The following is a 23,915-nucleotide window of genomic DNA, read 5'->3' on the forward strand; positions in this document are numbered from 1 at the left end:
TTTTGAAACAGCGAGGAAGATATGACAACCCATTATGACAGTGATTTTTACGGTTGGAGCCAAGAGCAAGCAGATTTGCTCCGTGCCCGGAATTTCAATGAGTTAGATACAGAAAATTTACTGGAGGAGATAGAAGCAATGGGGCGGAGTGAACAAAGAGGGCTTGAATCACGTCTCCAAGTGTTATTTATTCATCTTCTCAAGTTTCAGTATCAGTCAGAATGCCAGAGCAGGAGCTGGAAACTCACCATTGAAGAGCAGCGTCGGAAATCGATGAGAGTGCTTTCCAATAACCCAAGCCTCAAAAATAAGCTGACGTTAATCATTGAAGAAGCTTATGGCGATGCTGTGATTGGTGCCGAGCGCGAAACCAACATCAAGCGTGCAGTATTTCCTAAGTCTTGCCCGTGGACGTTTGACGAGATTATGGATAATAATTTTTACCCTGATTGACAGCCTCTTTCGTACCTTTGTTGGGATAGACCCAATTTAAAGCGTATCAATTTTTTTTTACTCCAATGAGGGTAATCCGCGTGAACCTGCACATATTCATATCAGAAATGCAGAAAATGAAGCAAAATTTTGGTTAATTCCACGAGTTCAACTCGCCCGTAACGATGGCTTCAACGTCCGTGAATTAAAAGAGATTCATCTTGTCATAGAAAAACATAAAATATTATTAGAGGAGGCGTGGAATGAGTATTTCAGCTAAACAGGTTCGGTTTGATGATTCTTATCTCTGGGTTGAGCTCAATGATGCCCGCACATTGGGTGTCCCCTTGGTGTGGTTTCCTAAATTATTGAACGCTACGGAGCAGGATCGCCAACAATTTGAATTAAGTGCTCGAGGGATACATTGGGAAGGATTAAATGAAGATATTTCGATTGAAGGTTTGCTTAACGGACAAGGGGATTTAAGCCAACGCCCTCATCATGCGGCTTAAAAAATCACAAAGGCCCTTTTTTACAACATTATAGGGATGATTGAGTCAATCAATGATCTGAATACTTGATGCCAATAGATGTTGGGGAATAAACTGATTCAGTCCGCTATCTTGAATATATTTTCTGAATCCTTTCTGGTGATGACCCCCCATTTTTTCATAAATACACTGTAATTTATTCTCAACTGTTCTATGAGAGAGATTTAAATATTCCCCCACTTCTTTGATACTTAAAGCATGATAAGCATAAAAAATTATTTCAAGTTCGCGTTGAGTCAACATCGTATTGAGGAGTGAAGGGGTTAATGTTTTGGGTGATTTACCCTGGATATAGTCCAAGAGTGAGAAGAATTGACATTGTCTGGCTTCTGCGAGGGTGCCCACAAGCTGACCTGTTTCATCAAAGAAGGGATGAATATCAAAAATGTAGGGTTGAAGACGGTTTTCTTTTCCAAAATTCGCCGTTATCAGTAAAGAGACAGCAGTTTCTTTTTGTATGACCCTCTCCTCTTGTTTCTTGATACCTTCAAAAAATTCCGATGTGTCCGTTTTGATTTCAGATAACCGTTTCCCTTCAACAGGAACCCCTTTTGGGACATTCAATAGTTCAGCCATTGCGGGATTCATATAAAGATAACGAGAGACTTTATCGCGGATGTGGTGGGGATGAGGATGAGGGGTTAGGTGATAAATTATCTGATTTGAAATGTCTTTTGGGTTGAAATGCATCTGACTCATCCCCTCTTTTTTTTGAAAAAAGCGTTCATTAGAGTAGGCAGTATTAACAATATTTCGAGATCAATACAGACGGGAAAATCCCTAGTGGTCAGTTGTTTTTTTAGGGTATGGAACAGTCATAAAAGTCCAGTAAATAGTAAAAACTGAACTTTTATGACCTCGAATGAGTGAATAAAGAGATTATTGATTTTCTACAGCACATCCAGACAATGCAAAGAACACCAAACGCACCTGAAATAGAGCCATCATCATGTTGATAGAGTGAACCTGACATCGTTTTTTAATGTGATCTAACATGACTTCTACCGCCTTGTAGCTGACCTCCCGCAACGCGGCAATTTCTTTTTTAGTTAATCCCAAAGAAAAAAGCATCGCCGTTTCAAGTTGCTCTGACGTGGTGAGCTCGGGAAAGACCTTTCGGAATTTTTTGATTTGCTTTAGGTTGAAAGTTTTCATAGAAATCCCTCACTAACAGACCTGCGGCCTATCCATAGAAGGCTATTTTCCTTGAACATTACGTTAAATGTTCTTCGTTCGTTGAGTGTAAATAGGACTTTTCCTGAAGGGGTATTGGAGTTTCTGGAGATAATACAATATGTATCGATAAATTTAGAGCGGAGTTTTATGGTAGCCATAGTTTCGGCCTCTTTCGTATAGTTAATTTTCAACCTTGCCCCCGAGATCAAACGGGGTGGCAAGACGTAACAAGGTTCGAAGACTGGCGTTCATAGAAACCAGCGAGCTTTTCAGCTCCCCCGCTACGCCTCACCATAATTAGGCGTAACTGTGGTTTACAACAGACATAAAAAAACCGCATGTAGCGGCGGATGTCCGCTTTCGTACTCGGGAGATCAAACCCGATTGCCCATTAGGGCAACAACATCACTATACCGCTTAGAATATCGTATGTGCAAGTAAGGCTAGACATTTTTTGCTACATGCGTATGATTTGATATACATGTATATATTTGTGAGGTGAAAAATATGTTGGCTATACGTCTACCGGATGAGATCGAAAATAGGTTAGATAATTTAGCAAGAAGAACAGGGCGCACGAAGACATTTTATGCACGTGAAGCAATTCTTATGCATTTGGAGGATTTGGAAGATTACTACCTTGTTGCGAATACTGTGGCTCGTGTGCGAAAAGGCCAAGATACGGTTCATAGTTCAGAGGATGTAAGGAAATCTCTTGGTCTGGAAGATTAAATACGCTGATTCTGCACTGAAATCTCTAAAAAAAATGGATAGGCAGAATGCAAAAAGAATTGTGGATTATCTCGATAAGCGCATAACAAGTAGTGATGATCCTAGAATATTTGGAAAATCTCTTAAGGGTGACTTAGGGGAGTTTTGGCGATACAGAATTGGCGATTATAGGGTGCTTTGTGAAATTTTTGACGAAGGGTTAATTATTTTGGTTGCAACTATAGGCCACCGTAGAAAAGTATATGAGTAAGCCCTAAAAATCATGCTGTATTCTTGGCAGAAGTTCATGAATATTTAGGGCTGTACGATTGGCGTGAAGCTAAATCACAGGAGAATATTATCACATGTTGAGTTCAAAAAAACAGATCTGCCATAAGGTAGGGCGCTTTGCCTGAAACTGCAGGCCGATCCCAGATATGGTGGTTTGATCTGTAAAAATCCGAATCATGCTGATTGGCAAGTGACTCAATGGCGAGCTGCGCCTTATACACTTGATGAGCTTGCCGATTATGTTGATTTAAGGGCCTCTCATGCCCCTCTAATCGATTTAAATTATGGACTGGGCCGTTAATTTTGTACAATTTTCGAAAAAACCCGTCAGGGGGCTTATAAGGCGATTAAACGGGGTTGGCCCGATTTGCCTCAATGGTTTGAATCCTGTTTCGATAGAGCCCTCGCCTACAACTTACAATTTCCAGCCCCGCTGGGTGAAAACGAAGTGAAAGCCATTGCGAGAAGTATTTCTAAATGGACGTATCAACGCTTTAACGCTTCTGTATTTTCTCGGATTCAAGCCATACGTTGCGCGAAAGGGGGACGTATGGCTAATATAGCTAAACGACATAAGAATAGTTACATAATATGTTCTGAAAACAAGGTATTGATGTCGCATTGAAGTTCTCTTCTTTTTCTTTTAGCTTGAGCCCATGTGTGCTCAATAGGGTTGAACTCGGGCGAATAAGGAGGCAAATATTCAATAGAATGACCGGCGTTGAGAATGGCGTGTTGAATATCTTTTCGCTTGTGGAAAGAAGCGTTATCCATCATCATCACGCACGGATGAGGAAGAGCGGGTAGGAGCAGCTGAGTGACCCAGGCATAAAAAACATCGCTGTTAATGGAGCAGTTAAAGAGGCCCACCGCGATGAGAGTGACCCCTAATAAGGCACCAATGACGTTAGTGCGGCCCTTAGCCTGCCAATCGTGAGTCCCAAAACAGCGTTGACCTCGTGTAGCGTATCCGTAGAGGCGGGGCATATCGTGAGCAAAGCCGCTCTCATCGAGATAAACCAGAGATTTACCCTGCTTTTGATACCCCGCGATTTTTTCCTGGAACCCCTGTCGTGCCTCTTCGTTTGCCTTGGGATGACGCAGAGTTTTTTTTATAGGTCAGACCCCATCTTTTCAATGCTTGCCAGATGGCTTTGGGGCACACCCCGAAACGGGCCGCCCGTTCCCGTTGATAGCTATCTGGATACTCTGCCACATCTTTGATAAACGCCTCTTTATCCATCTTGCCTCGACGCGGACCCGAGGGTTTCGGTTCTATTCGCTTGAGCCAACGCCTGAGAGTATCTGTACCTACGTGAAAACGCTTCGCCGTTGCTCTGATGCTCAGTCCTTCTTTCTCTCGAATACTCAGGACTTTTTGACGAAAATCCACTGAATAACTCATAGTGACCTCATGCTAATTAGTTCTTTATATTGTAACTAAAATTAAATCGCTTAGCTATAACTGGTGTGAATCTGGAATGATTGACGGAAAGATTAGTAAAGGCGGTGGTAGACCCATCATCTCTAGCTCAATAGAGCAGTTGAAGCCTTGGGCTGCTCTTGGCATTCATCGTGCGACGTACTATCGGCGTAAAGCAAAAGGCTTACTATGAAAAAGTATGATGCGACTGAAACAAGCGAGCCATATCAGATAACAGCCCCTTCAGGAGAACGTTTATGAACGATGAGATTAAACAAATAGCTGCCCTTATCGGGCATCAGCAGGCACAGGAAAAACGGGTCGCCGCGCTGATTGACGAATTTCAGAGAGAGTCTGCCCTGTTAAGCAGTCAGACAGCAGAGCTTGCGCAGGTTATCTCGGGGCTGTACAGTGCCGTCAGGTTGAGCGTGAGTTAAAACAAGCCGCACTGGAGCAGCAGAAGCCTGCCGTGAATGCCCTGAATCAGGTGGTTAAAGCGGCTCAAGAGTCCGTGTACGCCATGCGCCGCGAGATGTCGCGCTATACGTGGAAGTCAGCGATTTATCTCGTTATGACGATGCTTGCGGTCATGGGAGGATGCCTTTGGGGCATGGTTTACTTTATCGACAGCGGCTACGCGCGGATTGCCGCGATGCAGCGGATGGAAGCTGTCTGGGAGATGAAAGCTCCGCTTGCTGATATAAGTACCTGTAATGAGAAGCCGTGTGTACAGGTCATAGGAAACGAATTTACCAATAAAAAAGGGGAGCGTTTTTATCAGATTAAACCTGTAAAATAACCGAATTAATCTATTGATATTTTTATAAAACTTGGAATAAAAAGAAAAATGGCTAAATTACAATCTGTCGAACCCAACATTGCTGATCTCGCGAATGGATGGCTTAAATCTTACCATTTGGACTATAAATTAGAGCAAAACCCGTTAAATTCCGAGATAGATAAAGCGCTTAATGATTATTTTTCTAAAAATGGTGGGGTTGGTGGAAATAGACCTGATGTAAAACTCCTTTTAAAAGACAAACAAGGGAATACCTATCCCATTTTAATTGAGTATAAGGGCTATAAAGATAACTTGGTTAAATTTAATACTGACGGGATCGTTGATAATCAGACATCTAAAAACCAACCTAATTTTAAAAATATCAATCATTATGCGGTTAATGGTGCCGTACATTACGCCAATGCCTTACTTCATCATACGAGTTATACCGACATTATTGCGATCGGAATGACCGGTTTCATTGATGACACTGGCACGTTACAACCCGATATTGGCGTTTACTATGTATCAAAAAGCAATTTAGGTGCGGGTCAGAAAGTTGCTGAGTATTCCGATTTTTCTTTTTTAGCAGAGCAAAACTTTGATTCCTTTATTGCGCGAGTTAATGCATTACAGTTATCTCCCGAAGAGCTAGATAATCTTAAGAATAAAAAAGAAAGAGAAATCGATGCTTGTTTAGTTAAGCTGAATAACGATATTTACCAAAATGAAAAAGGACTGGGTGAAAATGACCGCGTTTATTTAGTGGCTGCATCGATTATTGCCACGATAGGTATTCCTGATAAAGTAAAACCGTTAGAAAAAGGTGAATTAACATCATCATCCGAAGTGGGGTATACGGATGGTGATATTATTATTAATAAAATAAAGTCATTCTTACATTATAAAGAATTACCTGAGACGAAAAAGTCATTAATTATACGCACATTACAAAATACATTAATGACAGATAATATTAATAAAGTAATTAATGGTGAAAGTCAGCTTAAGCGGATTTTTACTAAAATTGTTGACGATTTAGGTATTTATTACAAAATCGGACTCGCCACGGATTTTACGGGCAAGCTGTTTAATGAAATGTATAGCTGGTTAGGATTCACACAAGATAAACTCAACGATGTCGTTTTAACGCCCTCTTATGTCGCTACCTTATTAGTTAAACTTGCCCGAGTGAATAAAGATTCCTATGTCTGGGATTTCGCAACCGGCTCTGCTGGGTTATTAGTTGCGGCCATGAATGAAATGCTGATTGATGCAAAAAATAGCATTACCTCACCAGAAGCATTAAGAAGTAAAGAGATACGCATTAAAGCTGAACAACTTCTGGGGTTAGAGTTACTCTCCAGTGTCTATATGTTGGCTATCTTAAATATGATTTTAATGGGCGATGGTAGCTCTAATATTTTAAATAAAAACTCACTCACAGATTTTGATGGTAAATACGGTTTTGGTCAAACTGATAAACACTTTCCGGCAAATGCGTTTGTACTGAATCCACCTTACTCGGCTCAAGGTAATGGAATGGTCTTTGTTGAAAAAGCCCTTTCTATGATGAACAGTGGCTATGCTGCGATTATTATTCAGGGGTCAGCTGGCTCAGGAAAAGCCAAAGAGATTAATCAAAAAATTCTGAAAAAACACACGCTGATTGCCAGCATTAAAATGCCGATTGATTTATTCATCGGCAAATCCAGTGTTCAAACCTATATCTATGTATTTAAAGTGGGTGAAGCTCATCATAGGGATGAAATGGTCAAGTTTATTGACTTTAGCAATGATGGGTATACCAGAACCAACCGGAAAAAAGCGAGCAATAACCTTAAAGATACCGATCACGCCAAAGAACGTTATCAGGAAGTGATTGATTTAGTCCGTTTGGGTAAAAATAAGCTGAATATCCTGACCGAAAGCGAGTATTTTGAAAATACGATTAATCCTGAAAGTGGTGCTGATTGGAATCAATTGATTCCTGTAGATACCAAGCCAACTTTGGCGGATTTTAAAAAAACAGTTGCTGATTATCTTGCATGGGAAGTGTCTAACTTACTGAAAAAACAAGGTGGAGATGACGGCTTGGGAAAATAGCTTCCCTACTTAACGTAAAATTAAAAAATGTTAAGTGGGGAGAATACCGGTTTAAAGAAATATTTAACAACATATATCAAGGTCGTAGATTGAAAAAAGATGACCAAATTGCTGGGAGCATTCCTTTTGTCATGGCAGGAGCGAAAAATAACGGAGTAGTTAATTACATATCAAATCCAGTTGCAATATTCCCATCCAATTCTATTACCGTCGATATTTTTGGGAATACATTTTATAGAAACTACTCTTTCGGCGCTGGTGATGATACTGGTGTTTATTGGAATGATGAAAATAGTTATTCACAAGAAACGATGAAGTTTTTTGCAATATCCATGAGTAAATCTTTAAACGGGAAATTTGATTTTGGAAAAAAACTAAGAAGCTCTCAAAGTTTGAATTTCAAAATGATGCTTCCCGTTAACAGTGAGGGAGTAGATTTTGATTTTATGGATGCGTTTATAGCGGAGCTGGAGGCGTATTTAACATCGGCTGGATTGAAAGATTATAATTTAACTATAGAAGAACAACAAGCTTTAGATAACTATAACGATTTAATATTTAATGAGTTTAATGTTGTTGATATATTCGATGTTAAAAATACTGGTAATATTCTCTCTAGAGATATTAAACAGAATAGTGGTAGTACACCATATCTATGTGCCAGTAGTGAGAATAATGGAGTGAGTTCTTACATATCCTATGATAAAAGATATTTAGAAAATGGGGGTTGTATTTTTATTGGTGGTAAAACTTTTGTTGTTAGTTATCAAGAAAATGATTTTTACTCTAATGATAGTCATAATTTAATTTTAAGTCTTAAAGGTAAAAATGGAAAAACAAAATCAACTCAATTATATCTGGCTACCTGTGTACATAAAAGCTTAAATCACAAATATTCTTGGGGTGATAGTATTAGTAATAAAAAAATTCAGAAGGATACTATTTCCCTTCCATCAAAAAGTAATCATCCAGAATTTTCATCAATGGAAATCTTGATTTCTGCAATTCAAAAATTAGTGATTAAAGATGTTGCCCAATACGCAGATCAAAAAATAGCAACACATAAAAAAGTCGTTAAATCAGGGGCTGAAATGATTTAACAGTAAACACAGTTTCAGTAGTGATAACGACATGACGCGATTAGCAAGGCATCATCACCCACGGCGTAAACCAGCCTATGCTCAGTGGTGATCCTTCGTGACCAGAATCCAGCGAGATTATGCTTCAGCGGCTCAGGTTTTCCTTTACCTTCAAAAGGTGTTCTGCTGGCATCTTTAATGAGTTCATTGATCTTTTTTACTGTTTTTTTGTCTGTTTCCTGCCAGTACAGATAGTCATCCCACGCCTCGGCAGACCATGTAAGCTTCACTCAATCATATCCCTTGTTACGCCGAACCCTTCTTTCAAGCTTTCTACTGAATCCATCAGTCTACGGGCATTTTTAGGCGATCTCATCAGGTAGGCTGTCTCTTCGAGAGAGTTATACTCATCGAGAGACATCAGTACGCATGATTCACCGTTCTGGCGAGTGATGAGTACAGGCGCTCTGTCTTCAATCGTCTGGATCATGGTTGTCGATAAATTCTGTCTTGCTTCACTGTAGCTTACTGCTCTCATATCGCACCTCGTTATTTACTGGAGTTTGTACAATTCATTGTACATAACATTTAGGCTATATGAAATGGCGATTCTGGTTTCAGCCGGCAAACGGACTGAAACCGCTATTTTTTCCAGAATTGCCATGATTTTTTCACCACCGGCTGTTCGACTGGTTCCTGTGTGGTTGGCAAATTGGACTCTATCAGTAACAGGGCTTGCTTGAGGTCTTCGTTGCGCTTGTCTTTTTCAGCGAGTAGTAGTTCTTTTTCACGCAGCAAGGCTTTGACTAATTCTACTTCAGCTTTTAAAGCTTGGTTTTGATGCTGCAAAATCTGGTCAGATAACTGCACAGAATCACCTGCCAAATGCTGCACAGTACTGCCTGATTGTTCACTGCCAACTTGCTGACCAGTAAATGATCCAAAAACACGCAGAAGCTCTGATGTGTCTATCTTTGAAGTGCCATTGCTGTCTGTACACTTGGTCAGTTTTCCCTGCTTAATGTATGTATGACTGCACTGTTGTGCGACTTTTTCCAGTCAGTCTGGCTGCCTCACATATTGATACTAGAGCCATAGATACCTCAGTTCCGTCAGTACTTAGCTAAAATATTTTCCAGTGTTGTTCTCTGTTTTTGAGTTAACCATGAGAATGAACCATTCAGATCGTACTTGCTTTGCATGTCACTCAAGAATTTCGCCTCAAAACTGGTGAGCTGAATTTTTGCAGTGAGTGAGTCCAAGAGTGAGAAGAATTGACATTGTCTGGCTTCTGCGAGGGTGCCCACAAGCTGACCTGTTTCATCAAAGAAGGGATGAATATCAAAAATGTAGGGTTGAAGACGGTTTTCTTTTCCAAAATTCGCCGTTATCAGTAAAGAGACAGCAGTTTCTTTTTGTATGACCCTCTCCTCTTGTTTCTTGATACCTTCAAAAAATTCCGATGTGTCCGTTTTGATTTCAGATAACCGTTTCCCTTCAACAGGAACCCCTTTTGGGACATTCAATAGTTCAGCCATTGCGGGATTCATATAAAGATAACGAGAGACTTTATCGCGGATGTGGTGGGGATGAGGATGAGGGGTTAGGTGATAAATTATCTGATTTGAAATGTCTTTTGGGTTGAAATGCATCTGACTCATCCCCTCTTTTTTTTGAAAAAAGCGTTCATTAGAGTAGGCAGTATTAACAATATTTCGAGATCAATACAGACGGGAAAATCCCTAGTGGTCAGTTGTTTTTTTAGGGTATGGAACAGTCATAAAAGTCCAGTAAATAGTAAAAACTGAACTTTTATGACCTCGAATGAGTGAATAAAGAGATTATTGATTTTCTACAGCACATCCAGACAATGCAAAGAACACCAAACGCACCTGAAATAGAGCCATCATCATGTTGATAGAGTGAACCTGACATCGTTTTTTAATGTGATCTAACATGACTTCTACCGCCTTGTAGCTGACCTCCCGCAACGCGGCAATTTCTTTTTTAGTTAATCCCAAAGAAAAAAGCATCGCCGTTTCAAGTTGCTCTGACGTGGTGAGCTCGGGAAAGACCTTTCGGAATTTTTTGATTTGCTTTAGGTTGAAAGTTTTCATAGAAATCCCTCACTAACAGACCTGCGGCCTATCCATAGAAGGCTATTTTCCTTGAACATTACGTTAAATGTTCTTCGTTCGTTGAGTGTAAATAGGACTTTTCCTGAAGGGGTATTGGAGTTTCTGGAGATAATACAATATGTATCGATAAATTTAGAGCGGAGTTTTATGGTAGCCATAGTTTCGGCCTCTTTCGTATAGTTAATTTTCAACCTTGCCCCCGAGATCAAACGGGGTGGCAAGACGTAACAAGGTTCGAAGACTGGCGTTCATAGAAACCAGCGAGCTTTTAGCTCCCTCATTACGCCACACCATAATGTGAACGTAACTTTGGTTTACGACGGACGTAAAAAAACCGCATGTAGCGGCGGATGTCCGCTTGGATACTCAGGCTATCAAACCTGATTGCCCTTTTTATAGGCAACGTATTCAATATAACGGCTGGGGTTTTTTATTTCAATGGGTTTATGGAAGGGGGCAAAAGGAAGGGCATATCAATCATTGATAATTCATTTAATTTTAATATCAACCCCCCTTCGTGTTTGTGTTTGTGTTTGTGTTTTTGACTGAATGCCCTAAAGGGCATTGGAAGGCGGTACTCGGTAGTGACAGGGGAACACAGTGGTTAAGCCGCCGAGACGTGAGCGTCAGCGAACTCCTGAAAGGTTATATCACACAGAGCCGTGCTTTTGCTCGCTGCCAGACGGGTTTTTACCTTTTCAATCAAAAAGAAAACATAGGTCAACTTATCCACAATTTTCTCCATGTTTTATTTCTTTTTTCTTTTTAAAAAAATTCACTGTGATTTTGCATTTATCTTTTAGGATGCATCCATCATCAAAATCGACTTGCATTTAAATGTGGACAAAGTGTTTTTAAACGAACTCAAACTCATTTTTAATGACCAGAGGTCATTCTTGAAGGGGATTTTTTGACCGAATGAGGGGAAATGGTAATCAATAGGCGGATGAAAGCGTCAGGAAGCCGACGCCAGACGCGCAGATAATTTTTTGAAGAGACAACACCCATCCTCCATAAAGCTCCCTGTAAAAATCGGCTTCATTGGCAAAAACATTATGAATAATTTTTCAAAGGCACTGTACTTTTAATGTGAATTATTTTCTTATAATGATAGATTTTTTGACCATATAAAATCTAGAAAAAATTTAATGTCAGGCATATTATCATCGCCGAAAGTCTGTTATCTAAGGGGCATTAAAGCGAAAAATCGTATTCTTGAATACATTTCCAATTAAATAATCGGCGGGCTCTTCTTGCTTTATTAAAAAATAAAATTTTATAGCTCATTTTTTATATATTTATCGTTAAGTAAATCACGAACTTCATCTGCTATTTTTGTCCCCCTCAAGGCACAAGCGGATTTAACCGCTTTATGTAAACTTTCAGGAATATCGATAGTCAGTCTTTTCATTTTTTCTGGCACTTTTTTCGTTTCTTCAATAGCTCGAGTCTCAACCCATGAATCAATATCAGGTCTATCTGGTTTAACGCCAAAAATTATTTTTTTATTACTCATGATGGCAACTCCAAAATTTCATCGACCAAAGCAGATATTTCCTTTGCAGCACTACTATGAGGTTCTAATTCAAAAACAGCTTTTCCAGCTGCCGCTGATTCAGCAAAAATAACCCTTTGAGTGACAGTTGAGTGAAGAACATCTGTTGAATAGGTCGCTAACGCATCACACACGTCACGCCCAATGGCCGTATTTGCGATTTTGCGATTAACAACAAATACGGATTTAATGTTTTCTTTATAAATTTTAGCTTCATTGATAAGAGCAATGACTTCCTGCGCAGCCCACACATCATATGGACTGGGCTGAACAGGTATAATAACTATAGGCGATATTTTAAGTGTGATTTTACAATCACTTGATTTTTATTATGACCTGTGATTTTGCTCAAAATCAGGACATTCAGTGCTTTTTTCAGTCTTTCATTTTCCAGTCACTTTCCTTTCTTAAACTTCCTTCCAGCCGGACGCCGTCATCATATAAGCAGTGAGGGCACGGCGGTCATTGAAAATGATATTTGACCCCGATGGTACCTCGGGTGTCGGCGTACTCTTTTTTCCCGATTTGTTGCGCCACATGGCCCCATAGATGTAAACGCGCACGGATTAATGTCCGTAAAAATTCCCAGAGAGCAAGATATGACACATGCCCAGCCGCCAGAACAATACCTGTCAGTGATACGCAGGCTTACCGTCAGTTCGGAAATAGCGTCGTCATGCCGGTCATGCAGGAAGTCGCCCGCATCATGACGCCCCACGTGCGGGCGCAGATGCATTGCCCCTGTTTTCCTGATGATTGACGTAGTAGACCGCGCGACACGTAGCCGAAGGAAGTAAGTGCAAATACAAAAACGTATTTTGGAGAGAAATTAATTTATTTACAGATAATTCAAGACAGATTTACATAAATAAACGGTGTTTGACGTTTTTTTAAATTGAAACTTATAAAATATTTTGAATTAAAAAATCTCAAAGTTTAAAAATGATTTAATAAAATAAATTATCCAAAACTGGATTTAAGAAACGTAAATGATATTTAAAAGTCTGGCCCCCTCACTGAGGTTTATTAAACATAACATAAAACTTTTATTTGAAATAATCTATCCGTTATTGAATTTTTTAAAACATAAAGAAGTTAATACTTTAAATTTTATTTATCAGGAGGTAAATTTAAGTTGTTACACCTTAACTCCCTAGGTTATTTTTTTTATCTAGTATTGTTATTTTAAAATCATCACAAGCTGAATACCAATAATGATTTAAACAAAAATAAATGAACCAAGCTTTAAAGTCTTCTTCATGATAAAAAGTAAACAATCTATGGTTCGGGTCAGAAAAAATAACTTTTGTTTTGTTTTTTTGATTTTCAATCATAATAGATATGTCGTGAGCCGCATTTTTAGTTTCTAAAGCAATTCTTTCATAAATATTTTTTTTATTTTTATTAGAGATAATAGAATCTGCTACACGTAAAGCAAAAACGTGACGTTCTTCATCGTCTTTTTTAGAAATATCAATAAAATCGATTATTGAAAAATTATTTTTTTCTAATACTTGATCGTCGAATTTGAAATCGGGGTTTTTTAAAAAAATTTCGTCGCCTTCGGCCTGCAAGTGACAAATTTTGTTAACTTCTGAAATTTTGAGCTTTGATTTTTTATCATTTTTATTAACAACTCGCATGTCTCTATCTATTGTTTTTCCTTCAGATAAGGCGATTAGCTGTTTCGTTGAATAACCAGCACAAATACCTAATGCTGTTGAATCAGAAAGCTTAATAATAGATGCAAGCTTTCCTGTATTTTGATTATAGTGTTTAACGACTGTACCCCCATATTTTTTGACAGTTTCGTCGATTTCGTTTTGAGCTAAATTATCCTCAGTTCTGAGTTTTTTAGCTGTTTTGGGTGTCATTTTTTTTTTCTGTATCATATCTACTCATCAATGCTTTTTGCACTTCTGAACTGCAATTTAACCCAGGCAAAATTGGTTCATCAAATTCAAATTTATCACCATATCGCTCTAATAAATAAAAGCGTTTTACATCGTTCAATTCTTTTTCATCTAAATCTCGAATTTTAATCCCAAAATTTGAATTGACGATTCCAGTAAAATGATCAAAATTTTTTGTATTTTTTTTATTTTCGGCCCTTGATTTATAAGTTAATAAACCAATCCCCGATATAAAGTTTGTAAAAGTATTTATATTATTCATAGTTCTCTTTTCATTTTTTGGTTAAGTCAAAAAAAATAACTTGATGATTTTTTACATTAAACAAATTTCATCCATAAAAACATCAGGGGATAACCTGAATATGGCTTTTAAAAGGGTCATATATAGAGCGGGGAGGTTTGAATAAGCTGGAGTAGGGGTTGTTTGATGTGTTATTTCTAATAAAAAAGATGGCGTGTTTTGAGCGTGTAGAGATAGGATAATTTTCAGCGGCCAAACAAATAAAAACAGCCCATTCATTCTCCTCTTGGGGGTTTTGGCCACTGTATTTCCCCCGTCTTGGGATCAAGGTGCTTTCCAGGCGAAGCGGGGTATTCTACAAAGGCATCATCCTCAGGCCGCCCTGACAATGTAGTTGAAAGCCCATTAAGGGGTCGATGTTCGTGGGTGTAGTGGTCAAGTAAAACAGGCCAGTATCTTGTGTTTTTTCCAGTACAACCGCTGCGGTTCATTTGGCGTTCATCCCCCGTTGTATTGATGAGGCCGCGTTTGACTGTAGTAGCCAATGAGATCATCAACAAGATCCCGCCTGGCTTCTTGTTGAGTCGGATACCCTGCTTTGGGTACCCATTCTGTTTTGAGGCTTCTGAACAGGCGTTCGATAGGAGAGTTGTCCCAACAATGACCTTTACGGCTGAGACTTTGGGTCATACGATAGCGCCAGAGTGGCTGCCTGAACGTCAGGCTCGTGTCATGGCAACCTTGAGCTGAATGAAACCTGACGCCGTTGGGGCGTCCTCTTGATTCATAAGCCATCCACAATGCCTTGCAGGTGAATTCACTGTCTGGGGAAGAAGAGAGGGCCCATCCTGTCGGTTTACGTGCAAACAGGTCTATCAGTACGGCTAGACAGGTCCAACGATTCCCTGCCCAGAAGAGATAGGTCACATCTGATGAGGGGCAGCCACAGAAAACTGACGCGCTCACACGTCAGGAATAGCCTGATGTTCCTGTCTCGCCTTTTTATATTGATGAGTCGGTGGCTGATGGCTGACCGGTTCCAACTGACGCATGACTCTCGTTGCCCGATAGCGACTTGGCGGAATACCCCGTTCTGATACCATGGCAGACATCGTTCTTGCTCCTGACGTACCTGAGCTTGTCACTCTATCTGTTCAGGCTTGATTCTATTAACCCCCTTTACCCAATATTGATAACGGCTTCGATGTATCCCAAACACTTGACATCAGCGTGTCACTGCATGGCTCTTCTTAAGTTTCTCTACTCACGGGAAGTGTTCAGGAACTCTGACATTAAGAGAGATGAAGCCTTTTTGAGGATATCTTTCTCCCGTTCAACCTTGCGGAGTTTGGCTTCCAGCTCTTGAATCCGTTGTTGGTCTGCTGTCATTGTTTTACCCTGGGAAATAGTTTGTCCTCTTTTTTCGCTCATTGACCGCCTCACCCCATCACGGAGGGCGATGATACTCACGCCCATGGCTTTTGCTCCTTCTTATCCCCCTATATCCTTGTTTTGTCAGTCATTGAGCCGCTTCTAGCTTAAATTCAGGGCTGTAGGGGAGTTTGTGTTTCTTATCCATTTTTACACCTGTATTGATAACTTAAGTCTATCACCTGGTTTTTATCAGGTGGCCAAATTAACTATGCCACTACACCCCTCTCTTCCCCGTTTTGCAGGTCATCGAGAAAGCGCTGACAGGCCAGTCGAACATAGTCCCCGGCCAGAATCTCACCCGACACAACACGCCCGGCATAGCGAATGCTGTCGGCGACCGTGGCCATTACTCTTCCCGCGCGCTTAAAAATTTGCTGAAAGGGTCGAGTGACCCGGGTTCGGGACTAGGGACTTTAGACCGACTGGCAGGGGTCATGCCGAATTCCGTGAGCATGGACCTTAACCGCTTCCAGGCATCGGCCATCATGGCCACCTGCGGATGAGGGCGGATCATGACATTGCCGTCCTGCGATTGGGTTTTGTAGAAATGACCTTCTTTGTCTATCCCGTCTCTGTGCTGTCGCCACTCCACATAAGCACCAATCAGCAGTTCCAGGGCCATCCCGTCCAGATGGGTCAGGATATCACTGAGTTAATTTGATTTTTTAAAATTAACGAAGATAATGTCTGTTTATTCAGATTGTTTTGTAGATATTCAAAAAACAATTATCCTTATCGGACTACAACCTATCAAGATGATAAGGCTTATTCATATCTCTTATTCTTGAGATAGTGATTCGTGAACATAAAAAAAATTTGCTACTATTTACGGACCACTTATAGGTATCAAAGCATTAAAGCATAAACTGCTTGTTAAAAATAAAATTGCCATAAATCGTCTGGATGCGCTCGCTCTGGATTTGCCCTGCATTTTCTTTATTTCGTTTCATCATATTATATTTAACGTTGATAGTTAAATCGCTCACGTGCTGTCTTTGCTTTATGACATTCGTGGCAAATGGCCTCCAGATTTCTCTCCTCATCGGTGCCGCCAAACGCTTTGGCCTGGATATGGTCCACGGCCTGGGCGCTTCGGATAACACCTTGCCGCCAGCACGGCTGGCACAAATAGTTATCTCTGGCCAGGATACGGGCTCTGAGCCGTTGCCACTGAGCCCCATAACCCCGCGCCTGTCGGCTTTGACCCTGCTGATGCTGTTGCCAGCCTTCGTGACGATGGGTTGTGCAATAGCCGGAACGCTCGGTCGTGGTATCAGGGCAACCGGGCTTACGGCAAGCTCGGGGGATGAGGGCCGGCATGGGAATAACCTTTATGGTTTATTCAAACAGACCTTCCGAACATAATCCTGCAAGCCGTTTATTTGCTGCGCGGCGATGTCGATTCTGTTTCGGAGGCGGAAATAATCCCGTTGAGCGGGGTCAGCAAGTCGGGCGGGGTGTAGTGGCATAGTTAATTTGGCCACCTGACAAAAACCAGGTGATAAACTCACGTTATCAAAAAAGGGGGAACAATGAACAAAAAACACAAACTCCCCTACAGCCCTGAATTTAAGCTAGAAGGGGCTCAATGAGTGACAAAACAAGGATATAGGGGGATAGAAGGAGCAAAAGCCATGGGCGTGAGTAAAAGCGCCATGAGTTCCTGGGTGAATCAGTGAAAAGGGGAATGAGAAGGGAAAAGCCCCTCGGGGTCTCCTATGACACAAGAACAGCAAAAGAGCCGCGAATGAGAAAAGAAAATGAGACGAATAGAAGAAGAGAACAGCCTGTTAAAAAAGGCTTCATCTCTCTTAATGTCAGAGTTCCTGAACACTTCCCGTGAGTAGAGAAACTTAAGAAGAGCCATGCAGTGACACGCTGATGTCAAGTGTTTGGGATACATCGAAGCCGTTATCAATATTGGGTAAAGGGGGTTAATAGAATCAAGCCTGAACAGATAGAGTGACAAGCTCAGGTACGTCAGGAGCAAGAACGATGTCTGCCATGGTATCAGAACGGGGTATTCCGCCAAGTCGCTATCGGGCAACGAGAGTCATGCGTCAGTTGGAACCGGTCAGCCATCAGCCACCGACTCATCAATATAAAAAGGCGAGACAGGAACATCAGGCTATTCCTGACGTGTGAGCGCGTCAGTTTTCTGTGGCTGCCCCTCATCAGATGTGACCTATCTCTTCTGGGCAGGGAATCGTTGGACCTGTCTAGCCGTACTGATAGACCTGTTTGCACGTAAACCGACAGGATGGGCCCTCTCTTCTTCCCCAGACAGTGAATTCACCTGCAAGGCATTGTGGATGGCTTATGAATCAAGAGGACGCCCCAACGGCGTCAGGTTTCATTCAGCTCAAGGTTGCCATGACACGAGCCTGACGTTCAGGCAGCCACTCTGGCGCTATCGTATGACCCAAAGTCTCAGCCGTAAAGGTCATTGTTGGGACAACTCTCCTATCGAACGCCTGTTCAGAAGCCTCAAAACAGAATGGGTACCCAAAGCAGGGTATCCAACTCAACAAGAAGCTAGGCGGGATCTTGTTGATGATCTCATTGGCTACTACAGTCAAACGCGGCCTCATCAATACAACGGGGGATGAACGCCAAATGAACCGCAGCGGTTGTACTGGAAAAAACACAAGATACTGGCCTGTTTTACTTGACCACTACAGCCCGGTGAATCAGATCGATGACGGTTTGGGTATGCGCTTCCTTTCCGGCCATCGGCTCATAGCGTAACGGGTAAAGCTGCAACGGCAAATCCTCGGCTTTCCACTGTGCGTAAGCCGGATGGTAGGCTTCCAGCTCAATTGATTTCAGTAGATGCCCGTAGCACCATGTCACGATGTGATCGGCTGACTCAAGATAGCCGTTTTTTTTCTGGAAATAGCCCCCCAATGCTTTGGCAATATCATTCGCCACAAAAGGTTTTTCTGCTATATATAGGTTCATGCTTTCTTCCTGTAAGGGATGTCAAAATCAATGTATTTTAGGGTATTACCGCCCCTGAAACGATAAAAACCATCACCAAAACAGGATTGAGATTCAGCATGATGTCCTTCCAGGTTGATTTCAATGAAAGAAGAGTGTAGAGCGGGGGGCGTTAATTCGACAGATCGATTCTGATATCACTGCTCAGGTGGTAATGGGCTGAGCTCAGTGCCACGCGGAGGTGATCGCCCTGGGCTATTGTTAAGCGATATTGTTTTTGTACGACGCCCACTTTAGGTGCAGATTGATAGAATAAAAAAATAGAAGCGGGTATAGTTAATTTAAATACCTTCATACTTAAATCAGTCATCTTTATTGTCGGGGGCAGTTGTAGCTTGATAGAAAAATCATAACCTTAACTTATAAACCAAAATTGATTATCTCCATAAAAAGCAGAAGTCTTACCGTGAGGAGCCAACAATTCCAGGTTTTTCAGTTGTAAGTTCCTAAGCTTACGTTGAGGCCTAAAATAGGCTTGAATGAGTTCTACCGTCCAGAAAAACACTGAAAATATAAAGCGAAATGGGGCAGTAATGAAATTAAAAGTACGCTTCAAAAAGAGTGTTTTATCATTTTTTTTAAATAAAGGCTTATTTGGATTAGCTATAGTGTTAGGGGTCTCAGATGTATTAGTGACATTCACATGAGTTTCTGATGCTAGTTCTTCTGGTGTTTCTTCTATTATTGTTTCTGGTATTTTTGATTTGTTTAGTTTTTTTATATCTCCTCTTAAGTTCAGACATTGTGTTTAATAGCTTTTTTCTTGTGGTTTTTTTTCTATTTTTTCTACTGTTTTATTCAGCCCTGATATTGTTTTGTCTAATTCTGTTTCTTTTTCTGCTTTTGTCTGGGACGCGGATTCTGTTACTTTTTTAGGAATACCCTTGTTATTTTTTTTTACCGAGTTTGTTTCTAGCATTATTTTTTTGCCATCTGTCCATTTATTTCTGTATCATAATTCCTATTCTCTGCTTTAAGAATAGATGACCGCCGCTCAGTTTCTGAGAAACCTCATTGAGGCGGTTCCCTACCAGATTCATACGGTGTTAACGGATAACGGCATCCAATTTTGCAATGGTAGGGCAACTCAATAACTCCTGTGGAACACATCTTTGACCGCATATGCAGACAAAACACCATTGTACACCGCGATTAACGCCCATCCATTCGTCTTGGACAAACGGGCAAGTCTAGCGCATGAACAGAACCCTTAAGAAAGCCACGGTAAAAACGTTATCACTACGATTCACATGAACAACTCACTCAGCATATTCAATAGTTCTTTCTAGATTACATCTTGTTCAACCTCTAAAAACCCTCAAAGGCCTCACGCCCCATGAATTTATTTGTCAACAGTTGACTAGGTACCCTGAAAATTCACCATTAACTATAACCATCAAAATACGGGATCTTACACCTGATTTCTCATGCCGCATCAATGTTACCGTCTTTGCCAAAGACAAATGATCCCCTCCTCTTCTTAAGGTATTTTTTTGATAAAAAAGTGAGCGATTTTTGATATTTATTTTTACTTAAGGTAGATAAAATTACACAACAAAAAACCACAATTAAATCAAAAATACACAAATCATGCCTCTAAAAAGCTGAATATAAAAAATACTTAGGGGCTTAAATTTATCAATATTTTTTTTAAAAATATCAGTGAAATAAAAAATGTTTGCTAATAAAAAATCTGTACCGGATCAATCTTATATTGATTCACATCAATTCAATAGTATCTCCTTTCTAGAAGCCAACCCTGGAAATTTAAACTTTTGTGAATCTATCTCTGCATCTAATACACCTAAAAATTTGCCAAAATCCGGTCCAGCTAAATGCAACCTGCGCAAGTTCTTATCAATACTCTAAACTAATTTTTTCAAAAAAAAGGATATAATAATGCGGCGTGCTCTTAAACTAAATTTAACACCATTAAGTTTTTCCTCATCTTCAAATTCAGATACGGACATTCAATCTCTGGTAAAAAAGTCTAGTGTAAACTGGATAAAAAACAACCACCAACTCTCTTTTGATGGTACTAATAAAAACATTTACCAGCGACTTGAAAAAGCACTCGATAAAATCGAGTCGACTGAAACAGGCAAAGAGTTGTTAAACTGTATTGAATCAGTATCTCGGCTCAAGTCAGAAAAATTGATAATACGTCTTGATTCTACTGAGTTGGGTGTGACAGCACACTGTGCTGAAAATGCTGAAAACTTTCGGGGAACCGGTTCCTATCTTCATTGCAATCTGAATTCTGTGCAAGAAGAATCCATCGGAAAAGGAATCGAACAAACGGAATTAGATGCTTGTATTGTTTTTCATGAATTACTTCATGTTTTTCACAATTTAAATGGTGAACGTCTCAAGGTTGCAGTTTTTCAACCAGAAGTAGAAACTTACTCTCCATTTTTACTTGAAGAAGCAAGAACCGTTGGATTAGGTTCATTTTCGGAAGAAGTTTTTTCAGAAAACAAATTTCGTGAAGAGATTGGTATTCCACGCAGAGTCTCCTATGCTCATGAATCATCTCTCATACACGACGATAATACATTTACTATGTTTTTCGAAAATAAACAATCACATCCACTGCTTCGTGAACTTACCAGCAGAGATGTGCACAACAGAACAGCGATTTCTGGCACTTCTGCCCAACAAAACTCCTCCTCAGATACCCAAAACACAATCCCAGGTGCCGGCAGCGAAGCAGAGACAGCGAATAACACGACTCAAAACACCGCGGCCATATCGAATGCCACAGCACATGCCGCGTTGGCTTTAACCTCATCAGAAAGGGGATATGATAATCCGTTTAAACCCCTTGCTGACAATGAACCCTCTCAACGGGTGAGCATAGAAGAAAAAAGCCAAAAAGAGAAAGCAGAAAACGCGATAAAACACAGAGAAGACACCGATAACCAAAAACGCCTCACCAAGAGCACGACGTTAAAACAGCGTATCGAGCCTCAAAAAATCATAACGAGTGCAGGAACAGAGTTGTCTGCAGAGTCCTTAGAGCCTCATCAGCCCGTCGCTAGGTTTGATGTCTCTGATGCAGCACTGCTTGAACCCTGGTTAATGAGGTTAAAAAATAAAAATGCGGTTCAACGTTTGGAGGAATATTTTAAAATAACCCAAGAAATATTAGACACTTGTGGGCTGGAAGACTCTAAACGTCTTTTTGCCCACCCAAATCTGGTCAAGGAAGCGGTTTGTTTTGCTGGACACTCTCTTAATGGGGGAATGTTCAAAGATGCATACTTATCTCCATTAAAAATCACTTACCTGAGCGCGGCCTCTCTCGCTCAAGAGGGTAAGCTTCCCAATGAATATTATTCGGTCTGGACTCATGATAAAGAGACATTTTCTCCAACACGTTTACTACTAAATATTTATGGCAAAGACTACGATTCCCCACCAAAGATTTCTGGGAAAAATGACTCTGAATCAAGTCCCAAAAGATTACAACCCCTGTTCAGCATACTTAAAAGTGCTCAATCACCGTCATTCAAACGATTGGGTGCAGATTTAAATCATTTTTTAAAAGATTTAAAGAAGGAAAAATCTTTAAATAAAGACCACATAAAAAACATCATGGAAAGTTTTGCCGCGTTCTCCGTTCAGCATAGTGCCCCCCCTGGATTTTTAGCAGCCAATGGAAAAGATGAAATGACTACAGTCAATTCCCTGGATGCATTGAAAAAATCAGTAAAAAACGTAATAGAAAATTTTGAAGCACTTAAGAGAGAAGATGAAACATTGGGAGAAGCACTTGAGGCACAACGCACGTCTGAGGCAGTCAATAACGCACAAACGCAACAAAAACAAGCAGCAAGACAGATTGCATCCGACAGAAGCCTTTCTGCGTTTTTTCAGGAAAATCAAAGAAAAGCAGTAGAATTTAAACAGAATAAAGAGCGAGAAGACAGGGAGACTCAATATAAAAAGACAGTAGAGTCTCAACAATCTGAAATAAAAAAGAGTATTCTCAGCAGAAAACTTGAATCAGACATGTTTGCGTATAATCTTCACAATGAAAATAAACTGGCATTAGAGCAACAGGCTTCTAAAAAGCGCGCAGAGGAGGCGAAAAAATTAAATGACGCTGGTAAAAAGCCCGCATTAGAAGGTCCAAACCTCTCAGGTGCACGAAGTGCGTCTGAAAACAACGGCGCATTAAATGGCTCTGGCAAAAATCAATCCGCATCGGCGTTAAATGAGCCATCTACTTCTCAAGGTCACTTAGAGAGTGTGGCCGAAAATGATTCAGCTCTAAATAAAGAGTTGTTGATTCAGACAATTTCTTCTCTTCCTGGGGCTGAGCAAATAGAGAGAAGAGATGGTGATAATATTATTCTTGACCTTAAAGTAGATTTACACATCTCTAATCAAACGAAAATTTTTAATCAAAAAAACGATAAAGATGGGACTGCAAGGCTCGAAGTGACGGTGAAACCGGAAAAAACAAAGACTGTGTATTCTGCTCATAATACAACCTCTATTGAGCCTGAAAATTCTGCGACTGGACCTCAGCTGGCGACACTTTATAGTCTTAATAAAAGCGATGCGGGTATTGGAATACATATTAAAGGTGCCGATGGCTCAGAAATGAAGACGGCCTGGCCTTGGAAAGCCTTTGATAATTTCAATTATACAAGCCCTCAAAAAAACATATTGATTACTACAGGAGCCATACCTAACGGAGATCAGCCTCAGGCCTTGCCTAATAGTTTCTCCGAAGCAAGTGTCAAAGGAAATATCTCATTCAATTCCGAAAATGACATAGAGAAATCACGCATCGAGAAAAAACAGCCACAATGGCCTGAAGCTCAAAAAAATCTTGCACAACTTTATCAAGAAAGCGAAAGGCACAGAGAAAAAGCAAAACAGGAGAAACGGTGGGCAGATGCAGAGAATCAACGTGAAAAGAACGAGGAGTCCAGAGTATCTCATGAAAGGCGAGATTTTTTACACAAAGCAGCAGAGTCACGCATGGTGAAAAATAATCTAAGGGAAACGGAGTTGAAAAAATCCAGTAATAAAAATGGCGTTCTCTAAAAATACACGCGAGCCAAAAACGG

The 23,915-nt window shown here is 40.5% G+C and carries 35 protein-coding genes and 4 pseudogenes; 15 read left to right on the plus strand and 24 right to left on the minus strand.

Annotated elements, in window-relative coordinates; genetic code table 11:
* Positions 1 to 21 precede the first annotated feature (21 nt).
* The 3 genes from HDEF_RS04995 to HDEF_RS05000 are packed head-to-tail and all read left to right on the plus strand — an operon-like array spanning position 22 to position 944.
* Positions 22 to 453: a DUF29 domain-containing protein gene (locus tag HDEF_RS04995; protein ID WP_015873550.1), complete on the plus strand. Its 432-nt coding sequence runs from the start codon at positions 22 to 24 to the stop codon at positions 451 to 453.
* Between the two features lie 49 nt (positions 454 to 502).
* On the plus strand, positions 503 to 712 hold the full coding sequence (locus HDEF_RS11445; protein WP_086935037.1) for a DUF4160 domain-containing protein: 210 nt from the start codon (positions 503 to 505) through the stop codon (positions 710 to 712).
* A complete protein-coding gene (locus tag HDEF_RS05000) occupies positions 696 to 944 on the plus strand; it encodes a DUF2442 domain-containing protein (RefSeq protein ID WP_015873551.1) in 249 nt (82 codons plus the stop codon). The genes HDEF_RS11445 and HDEF_RS05000 overlap by 17 nt, the downstream gene beginning before the upstream one ends.
* A 45-nt stretch (positions 945 to 989) precedes the next feature.
* Here HDEF_RS05000 and HDEF_RS05005 read toward each other — a convergent pair whose 3' ends face one another.
* Positions 990 to 1,682, minus strand: coding sequence for a helix-turn-helix transcriptional regulator (locus HDEF_RS05005; RefSeq protein ID WP_015873552.1), 693 nt, complete (start codon positions 1,680 to 1,682; stop codon positions 990 to 992).
* A 180-nt stretch (positions 1,683 to 1,862) separates the two neighbouring features.
* The gene (locus tag HDEF_RS05010) at positions 1,863 to 2,138 is read right to left on the minus strand and encodes a helix-turn-helix transcriptional regulator (RefSeq protein ID WP_015873553.1); all 276 of its coding nucleotides are present in this window, start codon (positions 2,136 to 2,138) and stop codon (positions 1,863 to 1,865) included.
* Positions 2,139 to 2,666: 528 nt separating this feature from the next.
* Between HDEF_RS05010 and relB the strand changes: the two genes are divergently transcribed.
* The 4 genes from relB to HDEF_RS13770 all read left to right on the plus strand — a co-directional run bounded on the left by relB (position 2,667) and on the right by HDEF_RS13770 (position 3,786).
* Positions 2,667 to 2,891 (plus strand): type II toxin-antitoxin system RelB family antitoxin, encoded by a 225-nt coding sequence (relB, locus tag HDEF_RS05015; RefSeq protein WP_015873554.1) that lies wholly within the window; start codon positions 2,667 to 2,669, stop codon positions 2,889 to 2,891.
* The gene (locus tag HDEF_RS05020; protein ID WP_015873555.1) at positions 2,875 to 3,141 is read left to right on the plus strand and encodes a type II toxin-antitoxin system RelE family toxin; all 267 of its coding nucleotides are present in this window, start codon (positions 2,875 to 2,877) and stop codon (positions 3,139 to 3,141) included. The genes relB and HDEF_RS05020 overlap by 17 nt, the downstream gene beginning before the upstream one ends.
* Before the next feature lie 141 nt (positions 3,142 to 3,282).
* Positions 3,283 to 3,462 carry a replication initiation protein gene (locus HDEF_RS13765; RefSeq protein ID WP_086934990.1) on the plus strand — a complete coding sequence of 60 codons (180 nt, stop codon included), beginning with the start codon at positions 3,283 to 3,285 and terminating at the stop codon, positions 3,460 to 3,462.
* 66 nt (positions 3,463 to 3,528) lie between these two features.
* Positions 3,529 to 3,786, plus strand: a complete 258-nt coding sequence (locus tag HDEF_RS13770) for a primase C-terminal domain-containing protein (RefSeq protein ID WP_407078895.1) — start codon at positions 3,529 to 3,531, stop codon at positions 3,784 to 3,786.
* Here HDEF_RS13770 and HDEF_RS05030 read toward each other — a convergent pair.
* Both HDEF_RS05030 and HDEF_RS05035 read right to left on the minus strand, forming a co-directional pair.
* The gene (locus HDEF_RS05030; protein ID WP_086934965.1) at positions 3,744 to 4,277 is read right to left on the minus strand and encodes an IS630 family transposase; all 534 of its coding nucleotides are present in this window, start codon (positions 4,275 to 4,277) and stop codon (positions 3,744 to 3,746) included. The genes HDEF_RS13770 and HDEF_RS05030 overlap by 43 nt on opposite strands.
* Positions 4,189 to 4,566, minus strand: a complete 378-nt coding sequence (locus HDEF_RS05035) for an IS630 transposase-related protein (RefSeq protein ID WP_012737971.1) — start codon at positions 4,564 to 4,566, stop codon at positions 4,189 to 4,191. Before HDEF_RS05035 ends, HDEF_RS05030 begins: the two co-directional genes overlap by 89 nt.
* A 275-nt stretch (positions 4,567 to 4,841) precedes the next feature.
* On the opposite strand from HDEF_RS05035, the gene HDEF_RS13520 reads away from it, so the two are divergent.
* From HDEF_RS13520 to HDEF_RS05050, 4 genes are read left to right on the plus strand one after another with little or no spacing between them, the layout of a single operon-like run.
* The gene (locus HDEF_RS13520; protein ID WP_274376878.1) at positions 4,842 to 5,021 is read left to right on the plus strand and encodes a hypothetical protein; all 180 of its coding nucleotides are present in this window, start codon (positions 4,842 to 4,844) and stop codon (positions 5,019 to 5,021) included.
* Positions 5,022 to 5,053: 32 nt separating this feature from the next.
* Entirely contained in the window at positions 5,054 to 5,383 is a 330-nt protein-coding gene (locus HDEF_RS13525; protein ID WP_274376879.1) for a hypothetical protein, read from the plus strand.
* A gap of 48 nt (positions 5,384 to 5,431) precedes the next feature.
* Complete coding sequence (locus HDEF_RS05045) at positions 5,432 to 7,471, plus strand: HsdM family class I SAM-dependent methyltransferase (RefSeq protein WP_015873556.1); 2,040 nt, start codon at positions 5,432 to 5,434, stop codon at positions 7,469 to 7,471.
* On the plus strand, positions 7,468 to 8,571 hold the full coding sequence (locus tag HDEF_RS05050) for a restriction endonuclease subunit S (protein WP_268802496.1): 1,104 nt from the start codon (positions 7,468 to 7,470) through the stop codon (positions 8,569 to 8,571). Before HDEF_RS05045 ends, HDEF_RS05050 begins: the two co-directional genes overlap by 4 nt.
* 14 nt (positions 8,572 to 8,585) lie before the next feature.
* On the opposite strand, the gene HDEF_RS05055 is transcribed toward HDEF_RS05050, so the two are convergent.
* The 9 genes from HDEF_RS05055 to HDEF_RS13150 all read right to left on the minus strand — a co-directional run bounded on the left by HDEF_RS05055 (position 8,586) and on the right by HDEF_RS13150 (position 12,849).
* Positions 8,586 to 8,840 carry a Txe/YoeB family addiction module toxin gene (locus HDEF_RS05055; protein ID WP_015873558.1) on the minus strand — a complete coding sequence of 85 codons (255 nt, stop codon included), beginning with the start codon at positions 8,838 to 8,840 and terminating at the stop codon, positions 8,586 to 8,588.
* A complete protein-coding gene (gene yefM / locus HDEF_RS05060) occupies positions 8,837 to 9,088 on the minus strand; it encodes a YoeB-YefM toxin-antitoxin system antitoxin YefM (protein WP_015873559.1) in 252 nt (83 codons plus the stop codon). Before yefM ends, HDEF_RS05055 begins: the two co-directional genes overlap by 4 nt.
* A 104-nt stretch (positions 9,089 to 9,192) precedes the next feature.
* Positions 9,193 to 9,444 carry a hypothetical protein gene (locus HDEF_RS13140; RefSeq protein WP_044612303.1) on the minus strand — a complete coding sequence of 84 codons (252 nt, stop codon included), beginning with the start codon at positions 9,442 to 9,444 and terminating at the stop codon, positions 9,193 to 9,195.
* A gap of 218 nt (positions 9,445 to 9,662) precedes the next feature.
* Positions 9,663 to 10,211: a PAS domain-containing protein gene (locus tag HDEF_RS05070; protein WP_015873560.1), complete on the minus strand. Its 549-nt coding sequence runs from the start codon at positions 10,209 to 10,211 to the stop codon at positions 9,663 to 9,665.
* 180 nt (positions 10,212 to 10,391) lie between these two features.
* Positions 10,392 to 10,667 (minus strand): helix-turn-helix transcriptional regulator, encoded by a 276-nt coding sequence (locus HDEF_RS05075; protein ID WP_015873553.1) that lies wholly within the window; start codon positions 10,665 to 10,667, stop codon positions 10,392 to 10,394.
* A gap of 625 nt (positions 10,668 to 11,292) precedes the next feature.
* A complete protein-coding gene (locus tag HDEF_RS12470; protein ID WP_158530930.1) occupies positions 11,293 to 11,433 on the minus strand; it encodes a hypothetical protein in 141 nt (46 codons plus the stop codon).
* Positions 11,434 to 11,964: 531 nt separating this feature from the next.
* Complete coding sequence (locus HDEF_RS05080; RefSeq protein WP_015873568.1) at positions 11,965 to 12,204, minus strand: plasmid partition protein ParG; 240 nt, start codon at positions 12,202 to 12,204, stop codon at positions 11,965 to 11,967.
* On the minus strand, positions 12,201 to 12,494 hold the full coding sequence (locus HDEF_RS13145) for a hypothetical protein (RefSeq protein WP_015873569.1): 294 nt from the start codon (positions 12,492 to 12,494) through the stop codon (positions 12,201 to 12,203). The genes HDEF_RS05080 and HDEF_RS13145 overlap by 4 nt, the downstream gene beginning before the upstream one ends.
* A 211-nt stretch (positions 12,495 to 12,705) precedes the next feature.
* Positions 12,706 to 12,849, minus strand: a complete 144-nt coding sequence (locus HDEF_RS13150) for an autotransporter outer membrane beta-barrel domain-containing protein (RefSeq protein ID WP_015873571.1) — start codon at positions 12,847 to 12,849, stop codon at positions 12,706 to 12,708.
* A gap of 19 nt (positions 12,850 to 12,868) precedes the next feature.
* Here HDEF_RS13150 and HDEF_RS13155 point away from each other — a divergent pair.
* Positions 12,869 to 13,003, plus strand: a pseudogene (locus HDEF_RS13155) (hypothetical protein); the annotation flags it as partial.
* 385 nt (positions 13,004 to 13,388) lie between these two features.
* Here the strand turns inward: HDEF_RS13155 and HDEF_RS05090 are convergent.
* From HDEF_RS05090 to HDEF_RS11465, 7 genes and pseudogenes are all read right to left on the minus strand, one after another.
* Positions 13,389 to 14,135 carry a YopT-type cysteine protease domain-containing protein gene (locus tag HDEF_RS05090; RefSeq protein WP_044612304.1) on the minus strand — a complete coding sequence of 249 codons (747 nt, stop codon included), beginning with the start codon at positions 14,133 to 14,135 and terminating at the stop codon, positions 13,389 to 13,391.
* Complete coding sequence (locus HDEF_RS05095; protein WP_015873573.1) at positions 14,098 to 14,418, minus strand: hypothetical protein; 321 nt, start codon at positions 14,416 to 14,418, stop codon at positions 14,098 to 14,100. The genes HDEF_RS05090 and HDEF_RS05095 overlap by 38 nt, the downstream gene beginning before the upstream one ends.
* Before the next feature lie 254 nt (positions 14,419 to 14,672).
* Complete coding sequence (locus HDEF_RS12475) at positions 14,673 to 14,888, minus strand: hypothetical protein (protein ID WP_015873575.1); 216 nt, start codon at positions 14,886 to 14,888, stop codon at positions 14,673 to 14,675.
* A pseudogene (locus tag HDEF_RS11190) lies at positions 14,833 to 15,916 on the minus strand (IS3 family transposase). Before HDEF_RS11190 ends, HDEF_RS12475 begins: the two are co-directional and overlap by 56 nt.
* A 261-nt stretch (positions 15,917 to 16,177) precedes the next feature.
* Positions 16,178 to 16,474: a phage terminase small subunit P27 family gene (locus tag HDEF_RS05125; protein WP_268802497.1), complete on the minus strand. Its 297-nt coding sequence runs from the start codon at positions 16,472 to 16,474 to the stop codon at positions 16,178 to 16,180.
* Between the two features lie 317 nt (positions 16,475 to 16,791).
* The gene (locus HDEF_RS05130; RefSeq protein ID WP_015873580.1) at positions 16,792 to 17,151 is read right to left on the minus strand and encodes an HNH endonuclease; all 360 of its coding nucleotides are present in this window, start codon (positions 17,149 to 17,151) and stop codon (positions 16,792 to 16,794) included.
* Positions 17,152 to 17,162: 11 nt separating this feature from the next.
* Positions 17,163 to 17,300: a lysis system i-spanin subunit Rz gene (locus tag HDEF_RS11465; protein WP_086935039.1), complete on the minus strand. Its 138-nt coding sequence runs from the start codon at positions 17,298 to 17,300 to the stop codon at positions 17,163 to 17,165.
* Between the two features lie 123 nt (positions 17,301 to 17,423).
* Between HDEF_RS11465 and HDEF_RS11470 the strand changes: the two are divergent.
* A pseudogene (locus HDEF_RS11470) lies at positions 17,424 to 18,503 on the plus strand (IS3 family transposase).
* Here HDEF_RS11470 and HDEF_RS05150 read toward each other — a convergent pair.
* The 4 genes from HDEF_RS05150 to HDEF_RS12480 form a co-directional block, all read right to left on the minus strand.
* Entirely contained in the window at positions 18,496 to 18,792 is a 297-nt protein-coding gene (locus HDEF_RS05150) for a DNA topoisomerase III (RefSeq protein ID WP_015873582.1), read from the minus strand. The pseudogene HDEF_RS11470 and the gene HDEF_RS05150 overlap by 8 nt on opposite strands.
* A gap of 151 nt (positions 18,793 to 18,943) precedes the next feature.
* Complete coding sequence (locus HDEF_RS12050; RefSeq protein WP_015873583.1) at positions 18,944 to 19,141, minus strand: hypothetical protein; 198 nt, start codon at positions 19,139 to 19,141, stop codon at positions 18,944 to 18,946.
* A 45-nt stretch (positions 19,142 to 19,186) separates the two neighbouring features.
* Positions 19,187 to 19,474, minus strand: coding sequence for a hypothetical protein (locus HDEF_RS05155; RefSeq protein ID WP_044612306.1), 288 nt, complete (start codon positions 19,472 to 19,474; stop codon positions 19,187 to 19,189).
* A 105-nt stretch (positions 19,475 to 19,579) separates the two neighbouring features.
* A complete protein-coding gene (locus tag HDEF_RS12480) occupies positions 19,580 to 19,750 on the minus strand; it encodes a hypothetical protein (RefSeq protein WP_015873584.1) in 171 nt (56 codons plus the stop codon).
* A 64-nt stretch (positions 19,751 to 19,814) separates the two neighbouring features.
* Here HDEF_RS12480 and HDEF_RS13775 point away from each other — a divergent pair.
* Positions 19,815 to 20,107: pseudogene (locus HDEF_RS13775) on the plus strand (IS481 family transposase); the annotation flags it as partial.
* Between the two features lie 623 nt (positions 20,108 to 20,730).
* Positions 20,731 to 23,892 carry a type III secretion system effector protein gene (locus HDEF_RS13530; protein WP_015873585.1) on the plus strand — a complete coding sequence of 1,054 codons (3,162 nt, stop codon included), beginning with the start codon at positions 20,731 to 20,733 and terminating at the stop codon, positions 23,890 to 23,892.
* The last annotated feature ends 23 nt before the right edge of the window (positions 23,893 to 23,915 follow it).

The sequence above is a fragment of the Candidatus Hamiltonella defensa 5AT (Acyrthosiphon pisum) genome (assembly GCF_000021705.1).
Classification (GTDB): Bacteria; Pseudomonadota; Gammaproteobacteria; order Enterobacterales; family Enterobacteriaceae; genus Hamiltonella; species Hamiltonella defendens.